Genomic DNA, 20,743 nt, shown 5'->3' with positions numbered 1-20,743 from the left:
TCACCGAGAGTCCAGGACATGCCCGGGACGAGCGTGCACACACGGCGTGTCCTGGACTCTCGGCGCGGGGGTACGGGTGCGAGTGCGGGTGGTGGGCACGGGTGCGGGGCTGGGTGAGGTGCGCGGGGGTGGGTGCGGGGTGCGGGGGTGGGCACGGGTGCGAGGTGGGTGCGGGGTTGGGTGAGGGGTGCGGGCGCGGATGCGGGTCCGCGAGGGGTCCGGCGCGGTAACCTCGCTGGTCGTGGAGCTGGACCCGGAGTTCGTCGACGCACCCCCGCAGCCCGACCCGTCGGCGCCGCCCGAGACGTTCCCGAGCGGGACGCACGCCGAGCGCGTGGCGACCGCCCGGCGGATGCGCGCGGCGGACACCGGGCAGTTCGGGCCCGTGCCGGCGCCGGGGGTCGAGCGTTCGGAGCTGTCCGTGCCGACCCGGGCCGGCTCGATCGCCGCCCGCCTCTACCGGCCGCACGGCGTCTCCGCCCCCGGCGCGGGGTTCGCCGTCTGGGTGCACGGCGGCGGCTTCGTGCTCGGTGACCTCGACACGGCCGAGCACACGGCGGCCGAGCTCGCCCGGTGCTCGGGGCTGCCGGTCATCAGCCTCGACTACCGGCGCGCGCCCGAGCACCCGTTCCCGGCGGCCGTGGAGGACGCGCAGGACGCCGTGACCTGGCTGACGGGAGAGGGTGGCGCCGGCCTGGGTCTGCGCGGGCCGTACGCGGTCGCGGGCGACTCCGCCGGCGCGTCGACAGCGCTCGCGGTGTGCCAGCTCGCGGTGCGCGGCGAGGTCCCGCGGCCGGCGTTCGCGCTGCTCGCGTACCCGGACGTGGACCACGTGGCGACGCGCCCCGACGAGCGCGACGAGATCTCCCTGCTGTTCGAGCGGTCGTACCTGCCAGACGACGACGCCCGGACGGACCCGCTGGTCTCGCCGGTCCTCGCGTCGCCGGAGGTGCTGGCCGCGCTGCCGCCGAGCCTGCTGCTCATCGCGGAGCGTGACGGGTTCCGCGCCGGCGAGGAGCGGTTCGCCGGGCTGGTGCGCGCGGCGGGCGGCCCGCTGACGGTGCTCACGGCCGGCGGGATGCCGCACGGGTTCCTCGACCAGACGTGGCGCTCGCCGGTGGCCCGCACGCACGCCGTCGCGGCGTTCGGCCTGGTCGGTGCGGCGGTCCGGGAGGCCGCGGCGGCCGACGTCGGCTGAGCCCGGCCCCACCCGGCCCCACCCGGCCCGGCCCGGCCCGGCCCGGCCGCTCAGGCCAGCAGCGGCAGCCGCCCGACCACGCGGTCGACGCGGTTGCGCGGCCCCACGACGCCGACGGCGAGGTAGCCCAGGTCCGGCCCGGTGCGCCGCGCCACCTCCGCCAGGTACTCGTCGTAGACGCGGGTGTGCTGGGCCGCGGCGGGCATGTCGACCACCAGGACGCCGTCGGAGGCGCCGGCCTTCTGGCGGACCGCCGCCAGCTGCTCGGGCGTCGCGCCCAGCACCGTGCACCCGGCCCACGGCAGGCCGGGGTGGACGGTGCCGTCCGCGTCCGTGGCGTCAGGGCCGAGCAGCCCGGTCACGGCGGCCCCGGTCGCCGCAGCGACGCAGACGGCGGCGTTGGTCGCCCGGCCCGCGGGCAGGGACGCGTCGACGACGACGACCCACTTGAGGCGCGCCCGGCGGGTGGGTGCGGCGGTGTCGATCTCCTCGGGCGTGAACCCGAACGGTGTGGCGCTCATCGGTGCTCCAGGGGGACGGAGTGCGGCGGACCCGGCGAGCGTAAGGACATCCGTCGGCTGCCGTTGACCGCTGCCGGACGTCGTCCGGATGATGGGGCCGCATGGAGCACATCGACGAACTTGATGCGGCGATCCTGGCGGAGCTGCAGTCGGATGCACGGCAGACGAACCGCGGCGTGGCAGCCGCCGTCGGGGTCTCGCCCACCACGGCGCTCGACCGGACGCGCGCGCTGCGCCGGCGGGGGATCATCCGCGGCGCGCTGCTGGACGTGGATCTCGCGAAGGCCGGGCGCCCCGTCCAGGCGCTCATCAGCGTCCGCGTGCGGCCGCCGTCGCGCCGCACCATCGAGGCGTTCCGGGACTGGGTCGGCGCGCTGCCGGACGTGCTGGGGGTGTTCGTGGTCAGCGGGGACGACGACTTCGTCATCCACGTGGCCGTCCCCGACAACGACAGCCTCTACGCGTTCGTGATCGACCGGCTCACGCAGCGCTCGGAGATCAGCAACGTGCGCACGACGGTCGTGTACGAGCACCTGCGGAACCGGAAGGTGCAGGTCCCGCCGCGTCGTGGGTGACCGGGACGCGCCGCGGCCGGCCGGGACCCGCGCGCCCCGGCCGGCCGCCGTCCGTCCCCCTGCGGCTACAGGCTCCCGGCCCCGATCCGCTCGGCGATGTCGTCCGCCGTCAGCCAGCCGGACGTGAGCGCGAAGCCGTTCGCCGACCCAGGGATCGGCAGGCTGTACGACTCGCCGAACAGGCCGCCGGCGTCGCACCCCACGCTGTACAGGCCGGGGATGGGCCGGCCGTCGGCGTCGAGGCACCGCATCCGGTCGTCGATCCGGATCGCGCCCATCGTGACCATGATCCCGGTCTCCATCTTCACCGCGTAGAACGGCGGCGTCATGACCGGGAGCAGGAACTTCGCGGGCTTGTGGAACCGGCTGTCGACGCCGTCCCCGCAGGCGGCGTTGTACGCGTCGACCTCGGCGCGCAGCACGGCGGGGTCGACGCCCATCGCGGCCGCGAGGTCCTCGATCGTGTCCGCGCCGACGACGTTGGTGCGCGCGGGGTCGGCGGCGTCGGCCGCGATCTCGTCGGGCAGGCCGACCAGCTTCTCGCCGTTGCGCACGTAGATGCCGAGCCCGACCTCGTTGCCGTCCTCGACGAGGTGGCGCACCGTCCCGGAGTCGAACACCGACCAGAACATCGCGCCCGGCAGGCCCGCGACCACGTCGCCGGCGTTGCCGAAGCTCAGGGCCACGGCCTCGTCCGTGAACCGGCGGCCGTCCGCGTCGACCCAGAGGTACGGCTGGAACCCCGCCGCGTTGGTCTGGCTGGTGATGGTCTTGTCCCGCATGAACGGGAACAGCAGCAGCGTGCCGATGGACCGGTGCTCCGTCCCGCCGGCGTCGAGCACCATCCGCAGGCCGTCCCCGGTGTTGCCGGGGCCGCCGACGTTGATGAGCCTGCCGCCCAGCGCGTCGTAGCGCGTGTAGCGGTCGATCAGCTCCGGGTTGCCCGCGTAGCCGCCGGTGGCGACGACGACGGCCCGTGCCCCGAGCCGCACGTCGGCGCCGTCCGCGTCCCGGGCGGTCACGCCGACGACCCGGCCGGACCCGTCCTGCAGCAGCGACGTCGCGCTGGTGCCGAGGAACACGTCGACCCCGCGGTGCCGCGCGTCGGCCTCGAGCAGCTCGATGAGGTGGGCGACCTCGCCCTGGGGCAGGTGCCAGGTCACGAGCTCACCGGGCTGGTCCACCGCGGTGACCGTGACGTCCTCGTAGACGGCGCCCTCCTCGTCGCGCATCTTGGCGATCGTCGTCGCCGCGTTCTCCACGAACCGGGACACGATCGACGCGTCCGCCCGCCAGTGCGAGTAGTCCAGGTACGTGTCGAACGCCTGGGTCTTCGTGACGGTGATGCCCCGCTTGGCCTGCTCGTCGGACTCGAACGCCGCGTGGCCCTCCGCGAACGCCGAGCTGCCGCCGGTGCGCTCCTCCTTCTCCAGCAGGGCGCACGTCAGGCCGTCCTTGGCCGCCTGCACCGCGCACGACAGGCCGGAGGCGCCCCCGCCGATGACGACGACGTCGTAGTGGGAGTCGAACTGCTCGCTCATGATGCTCTCCTGATCCGGAACTCGTGACTGCTTCAGCCCTGCAGTGCCGTGATGAGCGCCGGCACCACCTCGTACAGGTCGCCCACCACGCCGTAGTCGGCGACGCGGAAGATGCGGGCGGCCGGGTCCTGGTCCACCGCGGCGACGACCTGCGCGCCGCGGACGCCCTCCAGGTGCTGCGGCGCCCCGGAGATGCCGACCGTGAGGTACAGCCGGGGCGCGATGTGCCGGCCCGACCGGCCGACGTAGCGCGACCGGTCCAGCCAGCCGCGGTCGTCCGCCACCGGCATGGAGCAGGCCACCTGCGCGCCGAGCGCGTCCGCCAGGCGCTCGATCAGCGCGACGTCGTCGCGGGAGCGCACGCCGCGCCCGAACGCGACGACCACCCGGGCGTCCTCCAGGCCGCCGGCCGGCTCCGCGGACGGGACCGTGGTCAGGGTCATCGCCGCGGGCGCCGCGGTGACGGGCCGGACGGTCCCCGCGACCGGGGCGGGCGGGGGTGCGTCGTCGTCCGCCCCGGCACCCTGGACGAGCAGCGCCACCGGGGACGGCGAGTCGAGGGTCTCGACGACGGCACCGTCGAGCAGCGTGCGCCGGACCGTCCACGCGGAACCGCCCGTGCCGCCCGAGCCGTCCGTGCCGTCCGTGCCGCCGGCTGTCGGCTCGACGGCGACCGCACCGGTGAGCAGCCGGGCGCCGGCGAGGGCCGCCGCGGCTCCGAGGAGCGCGCGGGAGGCCGGGTGGGTCGTGCCCACCAGCAGGGCGGGGCGCTCGGCCGCGAGCTGCTCGGCGAGGGGTGCGGCGTACGCCTCGGCCGGAGTCCCGCCGGCGGGCTCGGCCCACAGCACCGGGACCCCCGCCGCGGCCACGGCGTCGGCGAGCGCGCGCGGTCCCACGACGGCGGCGCTCACGCCGGACGACGTCCCCCGCGCGACGCGCAGCGCCGCGGGCCACCCCGCGTCCGCGACGACGAGCCAGGCCCCGCCCCCGGGACCCCCGGCCGGGCGCACGTCGCCCGGGCCGGCGCTCACAGCACGCCCCCGGCGCGCAGGGCCGCCACGAGCTGGCCCGCCACCTGGTCGGGAGGGCCCTCGAAGACGCGCGTCGGCGCCGCCGGCGGCAGCTCGGTGCCGCGGCTGGTCACGTCGTGGGCGCCGGCGCCGATCCGGGCGAGCGTGAGGGGCGTCACCGGCCGCCGGCGCGCCGCCAGCAGCTCCTTCATACCGGGCGCGCGGTGGGTCCCGGACTCGGCGGCCACGCCCAGCACGAGCGGCGGCGCGGCGGTGATCGTCTCGGTGCCCGACGGCGACGGGCGGGTGACGCGCACGGCGGTCGCGTCCGCCGCGCCCGCCGTGCCCGCAGCGCCGGGCGCCTCCCCGACGGCGCTCGCGGCCGTGACACCGAGCAGGGCGGGCCACCCCAGCAGCCCCGCGAGCGCCGCGGGGACGCCGGCGCGCTCGGCCGCGTCCCCGACGACGACCACGTCCACGTCGCCGATCGCGCGGACGGCCGCCGCGAGGATCCCGGCGGTCGCCGCGTCGTCGGCCAGCAGGGGCGCGTCGCCGACCGACCACGTCGACCCGACGCCGCGGGCGAGCACCCAGCTCGCGTCCCCGTCGCCCAGGGTCAGCCCGGTGACCTCCCCGCCGGTGTCCTCGGCGAGCTGCCGCGCGACCGCGAGCGCCGCCGGGTCGTCCTCGCCCGGGGCCGTCCTCCCGCCGCGCCAGTCCACGGACCCGTCGGCCCGGACGCTCGCGGCGCCCGTGTCGCGGGCCCACGAGTACACGATCACCACACGCACGCCGGACCTCCTCGTCGACCGGGCGCACGGCGGCGTCCGGGTGCACGCGGGGGCACCGCGCGGCGCCCGCCCCCGTGCGGTTCCACGATGTCGCCGCGCCGCACGCGGTCACCAGCACCGACCGGTCCTGCCGGGGCGACCGATCGGCTACCCCCGGGGGGTAGGGGTCAGGGCACGAGCCCCTGGCGGACGCTGTAGACGGCCACCTGCACGCGGTTGCGGACGTGGAGCTTGTCCATGACGCGGCCGAGGTGCTTCTTCACGGTCGTCTCACCGAGGTGCAGGTCGCGGGCGATCTCCTCGTTCGACAGCCCGTCGACCAGCAGCCGCAGCACGTCCAGCTCCCGGGGGGTGAGGGTGTCGCAGACCCGCGGGCCGGCGTCGTGGCCGACGGGGCTGCCGGTGAGCTCGGCCAGCACCTGCGCGGCCAGCGCGCTCGACAGGGCGGTCTCGCCGCGCATGACGGCCGCGAGGTAGTCGTGCAGCCGGTGCGCCGGCTCGTCCTTGATCACGTACCCGTCCGCCCCGCTGCGCAGCGCCTGGTAGACGTCCTCCCCGAGGCGCGACATCGTCAGCATGACGACCTTGACCGACGGGTCCTCGGCGCAGATGCGGGCGGTCGCCTCGACCCCGCCCACCGGCTCCATGCGGACGTCCATCAGCACCAGCCGGGGGTGCAGGCGGCGCGCCAGGCGGATCGCCTCCGCCCCGTCGGCGGCGGCGGCGACGACCTCGAAGTCGGTCCACCGGCCGATCAGGGACGTCAGGCCGTCCCGGAACAGCGCGTGGTCGTCGGCCACGAGGACACCGGTGGGCTGCTCCACGCGACTCAGATCCTCTCCCGCACGTCGACACCCGGGCCGCCGACCACCCGGCCGGCCGGGTCCAGCGGCGCCTCGGCGACGACCAGCGTGCCGCCGCCCCGGACGGAGACCAGGGACAGCGAGCCGCCGACCTGCTCCATCCGCTCGCGCATGATCGACAGGCCGAGCCGCGAGTCCGGCACGCTCGCCGGGTCGAACCCGGCGCCGTCGTCCTGGACCTCCAGCCGCACCCGCGTCCCGGACGCCAGCAGCCGCACGACCACGGCCGTCGCGGCCGCGTGCAGGTGGCAGTTCGACAGCGACTCCTGGAGCACCCGCAGCAGCTGGGCCGCCACGGCCACCGGCACGCGGTCGGCGGCCGCCGTGTCGGGGCAGACCAGGTGCGTCCGGATCTGCAGCTCGCGGCTGAACGTGTCGAGGTGCGCCCGCACCGTCTCGAGCAGCCGCCGGGCGCCCAGGCCCGCGTCCGCGCGCAGCCCCAGCATCTGGTGGCGCAGGTTCTGCTGCAGGCTGCCGACCGCCCGCCGCAGCGCCTCGAGGTCCTGCGGGAGCAGCTCGGAGCCGGTCGCCACGTCCAGGCGGACGGCCTCCACCTGCATCCCCAGCGCCGCGGCCTGCTGGGCGAGGTCGACGTGCAGCTCGTCGCTGAGCCGCCGCCGCTCCTGCAGCGCGCCGAGCTCCTGCTCGCGCTCCCCGGCCTGCCAGCGGTACAGCGCGTTGCCGATGATCCGGCCGGCGACCGCCAGGAACGCCCGGACGTCCGCCGGCAGCCGGTACTCGCCGTCGAACGCCAGCAGCACCGCCCCCAGGTGGCGCCCGTCGGCGTGGATCGGCGCCACGATGCCGGACGTCCCGAACCAGGCCCGGAAGTCCTCGGGCAGCACCTGCCACGACGCGTGGTCCAGGTGGTCGGCCGCGGAGACCGGCCACTCCTCGGTGTTGATCCACGGGGCGCGCAGGTGCTGGTACGCCGGCATCGTCCGGAACCCGTCGCCCAGGACGCGGCGCTGCGCCTCGTCGGCGACCAGCTCCAGCCGCGTGCCCGTCCGGTCGAGCAGGAAGACCGGGGACAGCCGCGCGCCGACCACCTCCCGCAGCACCTCCGCCGCGCCGGTCAGCCGGTCCGCCCGGTCGCCGGGCGTGGCCAGCACCTCGTCGACCCGGACCAGCCGCGTCAGGAGCGCCACCACGTCGGCGTCGTGCACACTCCCGAGCGTAGGGAGGCGCCGCCGGACCGCCAGGGACCGTGGGCCCACGCCGCCCGCCCCGGACGGGTGCCGTCGGCGATACTGGGGCGGACGCCCGAGGAGGACCCCATGCCGCGGCACGACATCTTCGCCACCAGCCTCGCCAGCATCTACCCGCACTACGTCGCCAAGGCCGAGCGCAAGGGCCGGACGCAGGCCGAGGTCGACCAGGTCATCACCTGGCTCACCGGCTACGACGACGCCGGGCTGCGCCGCGTGCTCGACGACGGCACGGACCTGCGGACGTTCTTCGCGCAGGCGCCCGCCATGAACCCGAACGCCGGGCTCATCACCGGGGTCATCTGCGGGTACCGGGTCGAGGAGATCGAGGACCCGCTGATGCAGCAGATCCGGTGGATGGACAAGCTGGTGGACGAGGTGGGGCGCGGCAAGAAGATGACGTCGATCCTGCGCGGGAGCGACGCGACCGTCTGAGGACGCCCGTTCAGGCTCGCGGGATGTACCGGCCGAGGTGCTCCCTCAGTGGTGCGTCGCACACGTAGACGAGCGTTCCTCGCATGCCTCGGGTCAGCAGGACCGCGTAGATGTTCGTGACGAACTCCAGGAGCTCGTCGTCCGTGTAGGTCTTGCCGAGGGTCGGGTTGTTCTCCTTGCCCTTGGTGTCGAAGTAGTTCGACCGGTCGAACACGAGTCGCTTGTGCACCGGGTCGAAGCGCAGATCGGGCCCGATGATCACGCCGGCCACGTTGAGGTCGTACCCCTGCACGGTGTGGACGGATCCGACTTCGTCGACGGATCCCGGCGAGCTGATCCAGTCGCGTGCGGCGCTGTTCCACCGGAGCTGGAGGCCTCCGACGCTGATGTCGTAGGCAGCACGGTCGTGGCGCGACCGCCACGGCCAGGCGTAGCCGGCGACAAGCCGGGCGAGGCCGTGAGCACGTTCCGCGGTGGCGAGTCGCTCCCGCATCGCGGCGATGTCGTCGTACAAGGCGAACTCGTAGTCGCCGAACGTCTGCGGTGCGACGAAGGGCGTGCTGCCCGGGCGCAGCAGGGCGCGGACGTACTCGATGTAGTCGCTCCCGCCGGCCAGTCGCATCTGCGAACGGAGGTGGAAGCGGTGGTCGAACGACGCCTCGGTCACCAGGCGTTCGAGCCGTTCCCTGGGCAGGTCGGCGGGCCGGACGCGCTGTGCCGCGTCGACCAGGAACAGTCGGTGGTCGCTCTGCGCCACGAGCCAGTCGAGCTGTGTCAGCTGCAGGTCGTCCTCTCCGAAGAGTCGCCGGTTGATCTCGGGGAACTTCGCGTTGAGCACGCCCGTGGCCTGGTTGGCGCGCTGGTTGAGACGGTGCGTCTCGTCCACGATGAGCAGGTCGAACCGGTCCTGCGACTCCCCGACCTGGAACGGGGTGAGGACCATCGACGGGCTCAGACCCGGCGTTCGGGCGAAGACCTTCTCGATCGTCCTGCGGAGCGACTGCTGGGGGACGACCAGTGCCATGCGGAAGTCGCGCAGCAGGCGGGCGTTCTCCGGAGTGAAGTACTCGGCGAAGACGGAGTCCGAGACCGGGTCCTCCGTCGGCTCCCAGCGCGCGATGTCGCGCAGGAGCTTGATGAGGTAGATGGCCACGACCGTCTTGCCCGTTCCCGGGTCTCCCTGGACGACGGAGGTGCTCTGGGTCCCCGTACCGATGTCGGCGAAGAGCCCGTCCAGCAGCGACTCCAGCGCGATCGCCTGGTCCGCGTTCAGCGCCTTGAACGGCGACAGCTTGAACAAGTCGCTGTTCTCGATCTCCGGGACGGACCGCTCGAAGAGGCCCGCCTCCCGCAGTTCCTCGGCGATCTCCGCGAAGGCGGCTCGGTAGGCGTCGCGGTCGAAGTAGTCGGCGTCCGTGACGCCCTCGTTGCGGTTGAGCACGCGGAACTTGCCGTCACCCGCGAACAGCCGGATCAGGTACGACTCGAGGTCGAGGCACGCCGACTTGTTGAACGTCTCGTCCAGGACGACTCGGGCTTCGGCCAGGTGCTGGCGATCGGGGTTCTCCAGGTGCTGCTTCAAGCGGGTCGCGACGCTCAGCGACTCGCCGACGTACACCTCGCCCGCGCCGTCCAGGGCGTACACGACCGGCCAGTTCGCGAAGCGCGGATCGACGTCCCTGAGCAGGCGGACGTGCGCCTGCGTGAACGGGAAGCGGTGGACCCTAGAGCTCGTCATACTTCGTGCTCCGCCCGCGCGCCTTCTCGACCGGGTACTTCTGCCGTGTCGTGGCGAGCTTGGACAGGACGATGTCGCCCGGGTCGACCCCCAGCTTGTCGGCGAGGAGGTACGCGTAGGTCAGGACGTCCGCAAGCTCGGCAACCACCCGCTCACGGTCAGACGCCGCGTCCCACTGGAAGCACTCGAGCAGCTCCGCCGCCTCGATGGAGATGCTCTTCGCCAGGTTCTCGGGGGTGTGGAACTGGGCCCAGTCGCGCTCGGCCACGAATGCACGGATCGCTTCGAGGACGTCGCGGTGCGGCATGGGACAACGGTAGGGGACGGCGGGGGTGTGGCAGGCGGTTCTGGATACGCGCCTCCGGTGGACGCGCCCGCCGCGCCGCGGCGAGGATGGCGGCCATGACCGAGACCGTCGCCGTCACGGGCGCCCTGGGCAAGGTGGGCCGGGCCGTCGTGCAGGACCTGCTGGACCACGGCTACGCCGTCCACGCCACCGACGCGCAGGGGCCATTCGGGGAGCGCGCCGGCCTGGGCGTGGACGTGATGCGCGCCGAGCTCACGGACTACGGGCAGGCGGTGGAGGCGCTCGCGGGCTGCACGGCCGTGGTGCACCTGGCGAACATCCCGCAGCCCGGGATGGAGTCGGCGCCGGAGACGCTGAGCCGCAACCTCGCCGCGAACGGCAACGTGTTCCTGGCGGCGCAGCGGCTGGGGCTGCGCAAGGTGGTGTGGGCGTCGAGCGAGACGACCCTCGGCCTGCCGTTCGACGTGCCGCCGCGCTACGCGCCGGTGGACGAGGACCACTTCCCGTACCCGACCTCGACGTACGCGCTGTCGAAGGTGCTGAGCGAGGACCTCGCGGCGCAGGTCGCGCAGTGGTCGGGCATCCCGTTCGTCGGGCTGCGGTTCTCGAACGTCTTCCCGCCCGAGGCGTACGCCCGGGTCCCCGCCTTCCACGGCGACCCCGCCCTGCGGCGGTGGAACCTGTGGGGCTACATCGACGCGCGCGACGCGGCGGCGTCCTGCCGGCTCGCGCTGGAGGCCACGACGTCCGGCTCCCGGAACGTCATCATCGCGGCGGCCGACACGATCATGGACACCCCGTCCGCCGAGCTCCTGGCCGCGGAGTTCCCCGACGTGCCGGTGCGGCGGGACCTCGGCACGTACGAGACGCTGCTCGCGATCGACGCCGCACGGGAGCTCATCGGTTTCGAGCCGCGGCACTCGTGGCGTGACGAGGTCGGGTCGCCGCGCCCGTAGCATCGCAGGCGTGCCCACGCCTGACTTCGTCCTGGACCTGCGCGAGAAGATCGGCCACGACCTGCTGTGGCTGTCGGGGGTGAGCGCGGTCGTCGTGCGGCCGGTCGCCGGCGGTGCACCCGGCGCCGAGGAGGTCCTGCTGGTGCGGCGCGCCGACAACGGGGCGTGGACGCCGGTCACCGGGATCATCGACCCGGGGGAGGAGCCGGCGGTCGCGGGTGCGCGCGAGGTCCTCGAGGAGACCGAGGTGGTCGCGGTCGCCGAGCGCCTGGCGTGGGTGCACTCGTTGCCGCCGATGACGTACGCGAACGGCGACCGCTCCCAGTACCTGGACCTGACGTTCCGCTTCCGCTGGGTGTCGGGGGAGCCGGGGCCCGGTGACGGCGAGAACTCCGAGTCGCGGTGGTTCCCGCTCGACGCGCTGCCGGAGATGTCCGCGGAGATGCACGCGCGCATCGCCCACGCGCTCTCGCCGGAGGAGGCCGCGCGCTTCGCGGTCTGAGCGGGTCGGCGGGCCCCGCAGGTAGGGTCGCGGACATGCAGGTGAGACCGTTCTCGACGTGCGACCTGGCGGGCATGTACCGCGTGTGCCTGCTCACCGGTGACGTGGGTGCCGACGGGACCCGGTTCTACCGCGACCCGGACCTGCTGGGTCACGTGTACGCCGCCCCGTACCCCGTGGCCGACCCGGGGCTGACGTGGGTCGTCACCGACGAGGACGGCGTGGCCGGCTACGTCGTGGGCACCGCGGACTCGCAGGCGTTCGCGCGCTGGCAGGAGGACGTGTGGTGGCCCCCGCTCCGGGAGCGGTACCCGCTGCGGCCGGAGGTCGCGGGTCTGCGCGACCACGACCTGCTGCGGACGATCCACGACGGCTCCCGGTACGAGGAGGAGCTCACCGCGGCCTACCCGGCGCACCTGCACATCGACCTGCTGCCGCGGGCCCAGGGGCGCGGGCTGGGGCGCACGCTCATCGAGACGCTCACCGGTGCGCTGCGCGGGCGCGGTGTCCCGGGCGTGCACCTGAAGGTCTCGGAGCAGAACACCGGCGCGATCGCCTTCTACGCGCGTGTCGGGTTCCACGAGGTGGCCACCGCGCCGTGGGGCCGGACGTTGGGGATGGACCTGCGCGCCTGAGGGTCGCGTGCGGGCGCGGGGTCCCGCTGCGGAGCGGGGCGGTCGCGTAGCGTGACCTGCAGCGGCGCCCACGCCCCGGGTGCCGCGCGGACGAGCGGGGAGGCTCCGGTGAGTGACACCGGGTACGGCGACTTCGAGTTCGAGCGGCGGTTCTTCGTGCGCACGCCGCCGATGGAGCTGCTGGCCGAGCCCGAGCCGGTGCTCATCGTCCAGTCGTACTTCCTGGCGCAGGACGGCTACGCCCTGCGGCTGCGGGTGCAGGCGGACGGGCTGCGGCTGCCGCTCGGCCCCGACGCCGACCCGCTGGCCGTCCTCGAGGAGGCCCGGGACGCGTTCGAGTTCTGCGCCGTCACGCTCAAGGGCCCGATGAACGTCGGCACCCGGTACGAGGCGGAGCGCGAGATCGACGTGACCGTCGGCATCGAGATGATCCGGCGCGGCGGCCACCGCATCGTGAAGAACCGCTACGCCGTCTGGCTGGGCGCGGACGGCTGGGTGGTCGACGTCTTCGGCGGGGCGAACGCGCCGCTCGTGGTCGCGGAGTGCGAACGCTCCGGCCCCGTCACGGACCTGCAGATCCCGGCGTTCTGCGTCACGGAGCTGACGGACGACGCCCGGTTCGCGAACGACGGGCTGGCCCGGGCGCCGTACAGCGGCTGGGCGGCGGACTTCGAGGCGGAGCTGCGCGAGCACGGGCCGCGCTTCCTCACCGACTTCGGCCACAACGACCTGCAGCGCCGGGGCTGACGGGCGCCGCCGGGCGCAGGCGGGCACCGGCGGGCACCGGTGCGGTGGTGTGGCCGACGTCTCTGGTCAAAGGTTGAAGGCTCAACTATTGTGGGGACATGACCGCAGCAGCCGCCACCCAGGACCGCCTCGCCGCCGACACCGCGATGGGACCCGTGACGCTCCTCGTCGCGGACCTCGACGCCCAGCTCCGCTACTACCGCGACGTGCTCGGGCTCGACGTCGTGGAGCGGCCGGACGCGCGGATCGAGGGCGTCGGGCGTCCCGACGTCGTCGTCCTGGGGCGGGGGAGCCGGCCGCTCGTCGTGCTGCGCCACACGCCGGACCTGCCGCCGACGAGCCGCGGCCAGGCCGGGCTGTTCCACACGGCGATCCTCTTCGACACCCGGGAGGCGCTCGCGGCCACGCTCGCGTCCGTCGCCTCCCGCGCCCCGCAGACGTTCGTGGGCAGCGCCGACCACCTGGTCTCCGAGGCGTTCTACCTCACCGACCCCGAGGGCAACGGCGTCGAGCTGTACTGGGACCGCGCCCGTGACCTGTGGCAGTACGACGCCCACGGACGCGTGGTCATGGACTCGCTGCGGCTCGACCCCAACGAGTTCATCCGGGGGAACGTCACCGACGCCGCGCTGGCGGCCCCCGCGGGCGCGCCCGTCGTCGGGCACGTGCACCTGCAGGTCGGCGACGTCGCCGGGGCGCGGGCGTTCTACGTCGACGCCCTGGGGTTCGACGTCATGGCCGAGTGGCACGGGGCGCTGTTCGTGTCGGCCGGCGGGTACCACCACCACATGGCGATGAACACGTGGAACTCCGCCGGCGCCGGCCCGCGCGCGAGCAGCCTGGGGCTCGGCGAGGTCACGCTGGTCGTCCCCGGGAGTGACGACGTGGGCGCCCTGCGGGAGCGGCTGGCGGCGCACGGCGTGGCGGTCCGCGACGACGGCGCCACGGTCACCTTCGACGACCCCTGGCGCAACGTCGTCCGCGTCCGCCCGTCCGCCTGACAGCACCCCCGTCCCCGCCCAGCTCGGCACGCCCAGGCGGCACGCCGGCGCGACACGCCGGGCCGGCGCCCGGAGCTGCCGAGCTCGGCGGTGGTGGGGGCGGGGTGTCAGCCCGCCATCGCCTCCGCCGTGTGGGCCGGGTCGACGCGCTCGGACTCGCGGACCGGGCCGGGCGGGGTGCCGTCGCCGAACGGGCGGCCGCCCAGCGCCTCGCGGCCGTGCGGGGTCAGCCAGCCGCGCAGGTCCGGGCCGGCGGGGACGATCTGCGTGGGGTTGATGTCCTCGTGCACCACGTAGTAGTGCCGCTTGATGTGGTCGAAGTCGATCGTGTCGCCGAAGCCCGGGGTCTGGAACAGGTCCCGCGCGTACGCCCGCAGCACCGGCATCTCGGTGAGCTTCGACCGGTTGCACTTGAAGTGCCCGTGGTAGACGGCGTCGAACCGCACGAGCGTGGTGAACAGCCGGACGTCCGCCTCGGTGATCGTGTCGCCGACCAGGTACCGCTGGGTCGACAGCCGCTCGGACAGCCAGTCCAGCCGGGAGAACAGCCGCCGGTACGCCCGCTCGTACGCCTCCTGCGACCCGGCGAACCCGCAGCGGTAGACGCCGTTGTTCACGTCGGTGAACACCTTCCGGGCCACCTGGTCGATCTCGTCCCGCAGGTGCTCCGGGTACAGGTCGGGGGCGCCCTCGCGGTGGAAAGCGGTCCACTCGGTCGACAGGTCGAGCGTCATCTGCGCGTAGTCGTTCGTCACCACCGCGCCGGACGGCACGTCGACGATCGCGGGCACGGTGATGCCGCGGTCGTACCCGGGCACGCGCCGGAAGTACGCGTCCTGGAGGCGGGGGATCCCGAGCACGGGGTCGACGCCGCCGGGGTCGAGGTCGAACGTCCAGGACCGCGCGTCGTGCGTCGGGCCGCACACCCCGAGCGAGATCGCGTCCTCGAGGCCGAGCAGCCTGCGCACGATGATCGCGCGGTTCGCCCACGGGCAGGCCCGGGACACCACCAGGCGGTAGCGGCCGGGCTCGACGGGGTAGCCGTCCCGGCCGTCCGCGGTGATGCGGGTCGTGAGGTAGTTCTGGTCCCGCACGAACTCCTCGCCGGACGTGACGTACGACCCTGCGGTGGTGAACTCCTGCTGCGTGCTCTCCGTGCCCATGGGGACGATCATCCCGTGCCGTGACGGCGTGCGCTCGGCGTCACGGGTGCCGCGGGCGTCGCGGGTGTCGGGAGGCGCACCTACAGTGGCAGGGAACCCTGTCCCCGGCCCCGGAGACCCGTGCCTGCTGCGTCCGCCCCCGCCGTCCGACCGTCCCGTCCCCGCCTCGTGGGCGCCGTCGTGGCGTCCGTGCTCGCCGTCGCGCTGGCGGCCTGCACCGGCGGGCCGACCCCGCCCGGTCCCAGCGCGACGCCGACGCCCACGGCCGAGCCGGTGAGCGCGCAGACCCGGGTCCCGGAGGAGCGCACGACCGTGCTGCCGAAGCGGTCCGCCGCGCAGACCGCGCTCGCGGCCAGCCGCGCGCTGTTCGCCGACGCCCCGGCCGTGGTGCTCGCCGCGGACGACGACCCCGCGACGATCGCCCCGGCGGCGTCCCTGGCGGTGGCGATCGGGGTCCCGGCGCTGGTCGCGGGGGTCGACGGGCTCGCGGACGAGATCGAGCGGCTCGGTGCCACCGACGTCGTCGCGGTCGGCGGGACCCCGGACGACCTGGACCCCTCGCTGCAGGTGCACGCCGTGGACCCCGGCGACGCGCCGGCGCTCGCGGAGCTCGGCGTCGCGGTCGAGGAGCCGCACGAGGTGGGGCCCGCACGGCTCGCCGGCGCGGTGGCCGCTCTCGACCGCCCCGGCACGACGCTGCTGGTCGGGCCGGCGCCGGACCCGGCCGCCGAGCCGTCGGGGAGCCCGACCGCGGCCCGCTCGACGCGGGCACCGGAGGCGACCGCCTCTCCCCGGGCGTCACGGGGTCGCACGTCGTCCCCGGAGGCGTCGAGGACCCGCGCGCCGTCGGGCGGGTCCTCGACCGCGACCACCGCCCCCGGCGCCGCGCCGTCGGACGGCGTCCTGCTCGACGGTGCGGGCCCGCGCGTCCTGCCGCCCGAGGCACCGCGTCGCGCCGCGGTCCTCGTGGACCTCGCCGAGGACCGCGCCGGCCGCACCGCCGCCGCGCTCGCCACCGCCCGGGCGGCCGGCGTCCCCGTCGTGGACGTGCCCGGGGGCGACCCGCGTTCGACCTCCGAGACCGTGGGCGCGCTCGACGGCGTCCGGACGGTCGTCGCCCTGGCCCCCGGCTTCGGCGCCGCCGCGGTCCTCGGCCCACGGGTCGCGGCGGCTGCGACCGGCGTGGAGCTCCCCGGCGGGGGGCAGCTCGTGTTCCCCCGCGGCGAGGACGGCAAGCGCTACGTGGCGCTGTACGGGACCCCCGGCACGCCGGCGCTTGGCGTCCTGGGGGAGCAGGACGTGCCCGCGACGATCGCCCGCGCCCGGCAGACCGCCGAGCCCTACGAGGCCCTGACCGACGACACCGTGGTCCCCACCCTCGAGATCATCGCGACCATCGCCTCGTCCGCCCCCGAGCCCGACGGCTCCTACTCCCGCGCGCGCAGCGTGCAGGACCTGCGCCCGCTGGTCGAGGCCGCGCAGGAGGCGGGCCAGGCGGTCGTCATCGACCTGCAGCCCGGACGCACCGACTTTGTCACCCAGGCGAAGCAGTACGCCGAGCTGCTCGCGTACCCGCACGTCGGCCTCGCGCTCGACCCCGAGTGGCGGCTCGCACCCGACCAGGTCCACCTCCGGCAGATCGGATCGGTGGGCGTCGACGAGGTCAACGCCACCGCCGAATGGCTCGCCGGGTTCACCCGCGAGCACCACCTGCCGCAGAAGATGTTCCTGCTCCACCAGTTCTCGCTGCGGATGATCACCGACCGCGAGCGGCTCGACACCAGCCACGACGAGCTGGCGGTGATCATCCACGCCGACGGCCAGGGCTCCCAGCCCGCGAAGGCCGACACGTGGCGGGCGCTGCGCCAGGGGGCGCCGGACGTGCACTGGGGGTGGAAGAACTTCTACGACGAGGACCAGCCGATGCTGGACCCGGCGCAGACCTACGCGGTGCAGCCGACGCCGGACCTGGTGACGTACCAGTAGCGCCGCGCGGTCAGGCGGGCGGTCAGGCGACCGCGCTGCCTGCCGCCGCCGCGGCTGCCCGCTCGTAGACCCGCTGGTGCCCGGTGATCGCCGCGAGCCGGAAAGGTCCGCGCGTGGTCGGCTCGACGACGTGCTCGCCGCCGTCCACCGGGTTCACGGGCGCGACGATCTCCAGGTACTCCGCGTGCGAGATCCGCTCGCGGTCGTCGAGCAGCCGGCGGTGGGCCGCGGCGCGCAGGTGCTGCCGGTACCCGGGCTGGACGACGCCGGTGAAGAACTCGCCGACGGAGCCGGAGCCGTACGAGAAGAACCCGATGCGCGAGCCGGCGAGGTCCTCGGTCGCGTGGTCGAGCAGCGACGCCAGCCCGATGTACATCGACGCGGTGTAGGAGTTCCCGATCTCGCGGTTGTACCGCAGGGTGTCCGCGATCTGCGCGGCCTGCGCCTCGGCGTCCCGGGGGCCGCCGGCGACGCGGGCGAGGTGGGCGTGCGCCTTGACCGCCATCTTCGTGAACGGCTGGTGGTAGACGAACGCGTCGATGTCGGCCAGCGCGGCGCCGCCCTGCGCCTGGAAGTCCTGCCACGCCCCGGCCAGCGAGTCCGTGTAGGCGCGCAGCGAGAGCCGGCCGTCGACCACCGCCGTCGAGCGGTAGTTCGGCCGCCAGAAGTCCATGACGTCCGTGGTGTGCAGCCCGGACACCGGCTCGATCGCGACCAGGCGCGGGTCTGCCGTGACCAGCATCGCGACCGCGCCGCAGCCCTGGGTCGGCTCCCCGGAGGAGCCCACGTCGTACCGCGCGACGTCCGAGCAGATCACGAGCACCTTCTGCTCCGGGTTGCGCGCGACGAGGGCGAGCGCCATCTGCAGCGCCGACGTCCCCGCGTAGCACGCCTGCTTCAGCTCGACGACGCGCGCCGACGGCGACAGGCCGAGCAGCCGGTGCACGTAGACGCCGGCTGACTTCGACTGGTCGATGCCCGACTCGGTGGCCAGCAGCACGGTCCGGATCGCGGCGCGGCCGGCGTCGTCGAGGTCCTCGACCAGCGGCAGCGCGGCCGCGGCGGCCAGCGTCACGACGTCCTCGTCGGGGGCGCACACGCTCATCCGGTCCTGGCCGAGGCCCACGGTGTACTTCGCGACGTCCACGCCGTGCACGGGCGCGAGGTCCGCCAGGTCGAGGTACCGGTCCGCGGTCGCGAAGGCCAGGTCGTCGATGCCGAGCTGCATGTCGGGGTGGGATCCTCTCGGGCTGGTCGCCGCCCGTCGGGCGGAGGGGCCCGGGGCGGGTGGCCCCGGGGCGTGGTGCTGAGTCACGGCGCCACGCGAGGCCCGGACGACTGTAGCCCCGCGCGCGGAGCCCGACCAGCGACGGCCGGGGTCTTCACGCGCCTCACACGGAACGCCCCCGAGGGCCGGATCCATCCCGGCGGTCGCGGGAGCCCGGCGCGGCCGGCGCCCCGCGCGTCGGGTCAGGCGGTGGTCGTGGGGCCCGCCGCGCCGCGCTCTAGGCGCAGGTGCGCGGCCATCAGCTCGCCCTGGTTCGTCTGGGCGGCCATGAGCGACAGCTCCCCGCACAGCACGGTCGCGGCGCACAGCACCGCCAGGCGCCGGGCGTTCGCGCCGGGCTCGCGCTCCTCCCGGCACCCGAGCCGCGCGAGGTTGTCCTCGACGAAGCCCAGGCCCTTGCCGTTGCCGACGGTCCCGACGACGAGGTTCGGCAGCGTGCAGGAGAAGTACAGGTCGCCGTCGCGGACCTCCGCGTGGGTGAGACCCTGCGAGCCCTCGACGATGTTGGCCGCGTCCTGACCGGTCGCCAGGTAGAACGCCAGCAGCATGTTCGCGTAGTGCGCGTTCGCCGAGCGCAGCCCGCCGGCCAGCATCGTCCCGATGAGGTTCTTGCGGATGTTGAGCTGGACGACCGCCTCGGGCGTGGTGTGCAGGAACCGCTCGACGAGGCGCCGCGGGACGACGATCTCCGTCACGACGTTCTTGCCGCGCCCGAGGATGCCGTTCACGGCGGTGGCCTTCTTGTCGGAGCAGTAGTTGCCCGACACCGACCCGTACCGCACGCCCGGCACCGTCGCCAGGACGTGGTCCATGAGGCGGTCCGCCGCGTTCGTCACCATGTTGTGGCCGGACGCGTCGCCCGTGGTCAGCTCGAACCGGACGAACAGCAGGTTCGCGGCGATCTGCACGTGCAGGTCGATCAGCCGGGCGAACCGGCTGCTGCCGGCGACGACGGCCTCGAGCTCCGCCCGGTGCGACGTCAGGTGCTGCCAGGCGGCCAGCGCCACGCCCGCGTCGTCCGCCTCCAGCAGCACCGAGCGGGACATCCGCTCGTCCACCAGCGTCGCGCGGATGCCGCCCTCGACCATCGTGGAGATCCGGGCCCCGCGGCGCACCGACGGCCACAGCGGGGACTCGTACGTCGCGAGCGGCACCTCCGACTCGCCGGTCATGACGTTGCCGCTGACCCGCACCGGGCCGACCCAGCGCAGCGGGACGGGCGCCGAGAGCTCGGACGCGTCGGCGACGGCGGGCATGGGGACCTCCGGGGTCGGGAGCGGGGCGTGCGGCGGCGCGCACGGGCCGGCAGGTGCCGGTCGATCGGGCGCGGCCGGCCGGGTGCGCGCCGGCGACGGCACGCGGGCGCGGTCGACCGCACCGCCTCAGCGTAGACGCCGTGCGGCACCGCCCCCGCGCCGCGCACCGGTCGGGCCGGGCGCGGTCCGCCGGAGCGGACGTACGGTGACGCCCATGACACGACCCCTCCGCATCGGAGTCCAGATCCAGCCCCAGCACGCCGACTACGCCCAGATCCGCGACGCGGTCCGCCGCGCCGAGGACCTGGGGGTGGACGTGATCTTCAACTGGGACCACTTCTTCCCGCTCTACGGCGACCCCGACGGCAAGCACTTCGAGTGCTGGACGATGCTCGGCGCGTGGGCGGAGCAGACCAGCCGCGTCGAGATCGGTGCGCTCGTGACCTGCAACTCGTACCGGAACCCCGAGCTGCTGGCCGACATGGCCCGCACGGTCGACCACATCAGCGGCGGCCGCCTGATCCTCGGCATCGGGGCCGGCTGGTTCGAGAAGGACTACGACCAGTTCGGGTACGAGTTCGGCACCGCCGGCTCCCGCATCGCGGACCTCGCGCAGGCGCTGCCGCGCATCAAGGCCCGCCTCGCGGCCGGCAACCCGGCGCCGACGCGCGACATCCCGGTGCTGATCGGCGGCGGCGGCGAGCGCAAGACGCTGCGGGTCGTCGCGGAGCACGCCGACGCGTGGCACTCGTTCGGCGACCTCGAGACGCTGACCCGCAAGAGCGCGATCCTCGACGAGCACGGCACCGCCGTCGGCCGTGACACCGCCGCCCTGGTCGAGCGGTCCGTGGGCGTCAGCGCCCCGCCGTCCGAGGTCGCGGCCCCGCTGGTGGAGGCGGGCGTGACCCTCTTCACGGTCGGCGTCGGCGGCCCCGACTACGACCTCTCCCTCGTCGAGCAGTGGGTCCGCTGGCGCGACACCCGCGCCTGACCCCGCACCCACCCCGCCACCGCCCCGCCAC

General features: G+C 74.7%; 21 protein-coding genes. 10 read left to right on the top strand and 11 right to left on the bottom strand.

Features of this window, described 5'->3' with window-relative positions; translation table 11 throughout:
- The first annotated feature begins 199 nt into the window (after positions 1-199).
- Positions 200-1,198: an alpha/beta hydrolase fold domain-containing protein gene (locus AAHH18_RS07860; protein ID WP_343301220.1), complete on the top strand. Its 999-nt coding sequence runs from the start codon at positions 200-202 to the stop codon at positions 1,196-1,198.
- Between the two features lie 50 nt (positions 1,199-1,248).
- Here the strand turns inward: AAHH18_RS07860 and AAHH18_RS07855 are convergent, their stop codons facing one another.
- On the bottom strand, positions 1,249-1,719 hold the full coding sequence (locus AAHH18_RS07855; protein WP_283320896.1) for a DUF2000 domain-containing protein: 471 nt from the start codon (positions 1,717-1,719) through the stop codon (positions 1,249-1,251).
- Positions 1,720-1,820: 101 nt separating this feature from the next.
- On the opposite strand from AAHH18_RS07855, the gene AAHH18_RS07850 reads away from it, so the two are divergent.
- Entirely contained in the window at positions 1,821-2,294 is a 474-nt protein-coding gene (locus AAHH18_RS07850) for an Lrp/AsnC family transcriptional regulator (RefSeq protein ID WP_343301219.1), read from the top strand.
- Positions 2,295-2,359: 65 nt separating this feature from the next.
- Here AAHH18_RS07850 and AAHH18_RS07845 read toward each other — a convergent pair whose 3' ends face one another.
- The 5 genes from AAHH18_RS07845 to AAHH18_RS07825 all read right to left on the bottom strand — a co-directional run bounded on the left by AAHH18_RS07845 (position 2,360) and on the right by AAHH18_RS07825 (position 7,665).
- Positions 2,360-3,835 carry an FAD-dependent oxidoreductase gene (locus AAHH18_RS07845; RefSeq protein WP_343301218.1) on the bottom strand — a complete coding sequence of 492 codons (1,476 nt, stop codon included), beginning with the start codon at positions 3,833-3,835 and terminating at the stop codon, positions 2,360-2,362.
- Between the two features lie 32 nt (positions 3,836-3,867).
- Positions 3,868-4,866 carry an electron transfer flavoprotein subunit alpha/FixB family protein gene (locus AAHH18_RS07840; RefSeq protein WP_343301217.1) on the bottom strand — a complete coding sequence of 333 codons (999 nt, stop codon included), beginning with the start codon at positions 4,864-4,866 and terminating at the stop codon, positions 3,868-3,870.
- Complete coding sequence (locus AAHH18_RS07835; RefSeq protein WP_343301216.1) at positions 4,863-5,636, bottom strand: hypothetical protein; 774 nt, start codon at positions 5,634-5,636, stop codon at positions 4,863-4,865. The genes AAHH18_RS07840 and AAHH18_RS07835 overlap by 4 nt, the downstream gene beginning before the upstream one ends.
- Before the next feature lie 167 nt (positions 5,637-5,803).
- Positions 5,804-6,460 carry a response regulator transcription factor gene (locus AAHH18_RS07830; protein ID WP_343301215.1) on the bottom strand — a complete coding sequence of 219 codons (657 nt, stop codon included), beginning with the start codon at positions 6,458-6,460 and terminating at the stop codon, positions 5,804-5,806.
- Between the two features lie 5 nt (positions 6,461-6,465).
- The gene (locus AAHH18_RS07825; RefSeq protein ID WP_343301214.1) at positions 6,466-7,665 is read right to left on the bottom strand and encodes a GAF domain-containing sensor histidine kinase; all 1,200 of its coding nucleotides are present in this window, start codon (positions 7,663-7,665) and stop codon (positions 6,466-6,468) included.
- Positions 7,666-7,776: 111 nt separating this feature from the next.
- Between AAHH18_RS07825 and AAHH18_RS07820 the strand changes: the two genes are divergently transcribed.
- Positions 7,777-8,142: a DUF2200 domain-containing protein gene (locus tag AAHH18_RS07820; protein WP_222171866.1), complete on the top strand. Its 366-nt coding sequence runs from the start codon at positions 7,777-7,779 to the stop codon at positions 8,140-8,142.
- Positions 8,143-8,152: 10 nt separating this feature from the next.
- Here AAHH18_RS07820 and AAHH18_RS07815 read toward each other — a convergent pair whose 3' ends face one another.
- Together AAHH18_RS07815 and AAHH18_RS07810 are read right to left on the bottom strand one after the other, a co-directional pair.
- Positions 8,153-9,880, bottom strand: a complete 1,728-nt coding sequence (locus AAHH18_RS07815; protein ID WP_343301213.1) for a DNA/RNA helicase domain-containing protein — start codon at positions 9,878-9,880, stop codon at positions 8,153-8,155.
- The gene (locus AAHH18_RS07810; RefSeq protein ID WP_343301212.1) at positions 9,867-10,187 is read right to left on the bottom strand and encodes a nucleotide pyrophosphohydrolase; all 321 of its coding nucleotides are present in this window, start codon (positions 10,185-10,187) and stop codon (positions 9,867-9,869) included. Before AAHH18_RS07810 ends, AAHH18_RS07815 begins: the two co-directional genes overlap by 14 nt.
- Before the next feature lie 95 nt (positions 10,188-10,282).
- On the opposite strand from AAHH18_RS07810, the gene AAHH18_RS07805 reads away from it, so the two are divergent.
- From AAHH18_RS07805 to AAHH18_RS07785, 5 genes are all read left to right on the top strand, one after another.
- Positions 10,283-11,143, top strand: coding sequence for an NAD-dependent epimerase/dehydratase family protein (locus AAHH18_RS07805; protein WP_343301211.1), 861 nt, complete (start codon positions 10,283-10,285; stop codon positions 11,141-11,143).
- A gap of 10 nt (positions 11,144-11,153) precedes the next feature.
- Entirely contained in the window at positions 11,154-11,645 is a 492-nt protein-coding gene (locus AAHH18_RS07800; protein ID WP_343301210.1) for an NUDIX hydrolase, read from the top strand.
- Positions 11,646-11,680: 35 nt separating this feature from the next.
- Positions 11,681-12,280 (top strand): GNAT family N-acetyltransferase, encoded by a 600-nt coding sequence (locus tag AAHH18_RS07795; RefSeq protein WP_283320887.1) that lies wholly within the window; start codon positions 11,681-11,683, stop codon positions 12,278-12,280.
- Between the two features lie 108 nt (positions 12,281-12,388).
- Complete coding sequence (locus tag AAHH18_RS07790) at positions 12,389-13,027, top strand: CYTH domain-containing protein (RefSeq protein ID WP_283320886.1); 639 nt, start codon at positions 12,389-12,391, stop codon at positions 13,025-13,027.
- 98 nt (positions 13,028-13,125) lie between these two features.
- Positions 13,126-14,028 carry a VOC family protein gene (locus tag AAHH18_RS07785; protein WP_283320885.1) on the top strand — a complete coding sequence of 301 codons (903 nt, stop codon included), beginning with the start codon at positions 13,126-13,128 and terminating at the stop codon, positions 14,026-14,028.
- Between the two features lie 107 nt (positions 14,029-14,135).
- Here the strand turns inward: AAHH18_RS07785 and AAHH18_RS07780 are convergent, their stop codons facing one another.
- Positions 14,136-15,191, bottom strand: a complete 1,056-nt coding sequence (locus AAHH18_RS07780) for a glutathione S-transferase family protein (RefSeq protein WP_343301209.1) — start codon at positions 15,189-15,191, stop codon at positions 14,136-14,138.
- Positions 15,192-15,359: 168 nt separating this feature from the next.
- Here AAHH18_RS07780 and AAHH18_RS07775 point away from each other — a divergent pair, with 168 nt between their 5' ends.
- A complete protein-coding gene (locus AAHH18_RS07775; RefSeq protein WP_343301208.1) occupies positions 15,360-17,177 on the top strand; it encodes a hypothetical protein in 1,818 nt (605 codons plus the stop codon).
- A 22-nt stretch (positions 17,178-17,199) separates the two neighbouring features.
- On the opposite strand, the gene AAHH18_RS07770 is transcribed toward AAHH18_RS07775, so the two are convergent.
- Together AAHH18_RS07770 and AAHH18_RS07765 are read right to left on the bottom strand one after the other, a co-directional pair.
- Positions 17,200-18,405, bottom strand: coding sequence for a hydroxymethylglutaryl-CoA synthase (locus AAHH18_RS07770; RefSeq protein ID WP_283320882.1), 1,206 nt, complete (start codon positions 18,403-18,405; stop codon positions 17,200-17,202).
- Positions 18,406-18,647: 242 nt separating this feature from the next.
- Positions 18,648-19,721, bottom strand: a complete 1,074-nt coding sequence (locus AAHH18_RS07765; protein WP_283320881.1) for a hydroxymethylglutaryl-CoA reductase — start codon at positions 19,719-19,721, stop codon at positions 18,648-18,650.
- Positions 19,722-19,935: 214 nt separating this feature from the next.
- Here AAHH18_RS07765 and AAHH18_RS07760 point away from each other — a divergent pair, with 214 nt between their 5' ends.
- Positions 19,936-20,712, top strand: a complete 777-nt coding sequence (locus AAHH18_RS07760; protein ID WP_283320880.1) for an LLM class F420-dependent oxidoreductase — start codon at positions 19,936-19,938, stop codon at positions 20,710-20,712.
- The last annotated feature ends 31 nt before the right edge of the window (positions 20,713-20,743 follow it).

The organism is Cellulomonas olei (genome assembly GCF_039548315.1).
Taxonomy (GTDB): Bacteria; Actinomycetota; Actinomycetes; order Actinomycetales; family Cellulomonadaceae; genus Cellulomonas.
Note: the sequence above shows the minus strand (reverse complement) of the source record. Positions and strands in the feature narration are given on the sequence as shown.

Coding starts and splice junctions, on each gene's coding strand:
- AAHH18_RS07860 (WP_343301220.1), top strand. CDS start 200: ATGCGGGTCCGCGAGGGGTCCGGCGCGGTAACCTCGCTGGTCGTGGAG.
- AAHH18_RS07855 (WP_283320896.1), bottom strand. CDS start 1,719: ATGAGCGCCACACCGTTCGGGTTCACGCCCGAGGAGATCGACACCGCC.
- AAHH18_RS07850 (WP_343301219.1), top strand. CDS start 1,821: ATGGAGCACATCGACGAACTTGATGCGGCGATCCTGGCGGAGCTGCAG.
- AAHH18_RS07845 (WP_343301218.1), bottom strand. CDS start 3,835: ATGAGCGAGCAGTTCGACTCCCACTACGACGTCGTCGTCATCGGCGGG.
- AAHH18_RS07820 (WP_222171866.1), top strand. CDS start 7,777: ATGCCGCGGCACGACATCTTCGCCACCAGCCTCGCCAGCATCTACCCG.
- AAHH18_RS07815 (WP_343301213.1), bottom strand. CDS start 9,880: ATGACGAGCTCTAGGGTCCACCGCTTCCCGTTCACGCAGGCGCACGTC.
- AAHH18_RS07810 (WP_343301212.1), bottom strand. CDS start 10,187: ATGCCGCACCGCGACGTCCTCGAAGCGATCCGTGCATTCGTGGCCGAG.
- AAHH18_RS07805 (WP_343301211.1), top strand. CDS start 10,283: ATGACCGAGACCGTCGCCGTCACGGGCGCCCTGGGCAAGGTGGGCCGG.
- AAHH18_RS07795 (WP_283320887.1), top strand. CDS start 11,681: ATGCAGGTGAGACCGTTCTCGACGTGCGACCTGGCGGGCATGTACCGC.
- AAHH18_RS07785 (WP_283320885.1), top strand. CDS start 13,126: ATGACCGCAGCAGCCGCCACCCAGGACCGCCTCGCCGCCGACACCGCG.
- AAHH18_RS07780 (WP_343301209.1), bottom strand. CDS start 15,191: ATGGGCACGGAGAGCACGCAGCAGGAGTTCACCACCGCAGGGTCGTAC.
- AAHH18_RS07770 (WP_283320882.1), bottom strand. CDS start 18,405: ATGCAGCTCGGCATCGACGACCTGGCCTTCGCGACCGCGGACCGGTAC.
- AAHH18_RS07765 (WP_283320881.1), bottom strand. CDS start 19,721: ATGCCCGCCGTCGCCGACGCGTCCGAGCTCTCGGCGCCCGTCCCGCTG.
- AAHH18_RS07760 (WP_283320880.1), top strand. CDS start 19,936: ATGACACGACCCCTCCGCATCGGAGTCCAGATCCAGCCCCAGCACGCC.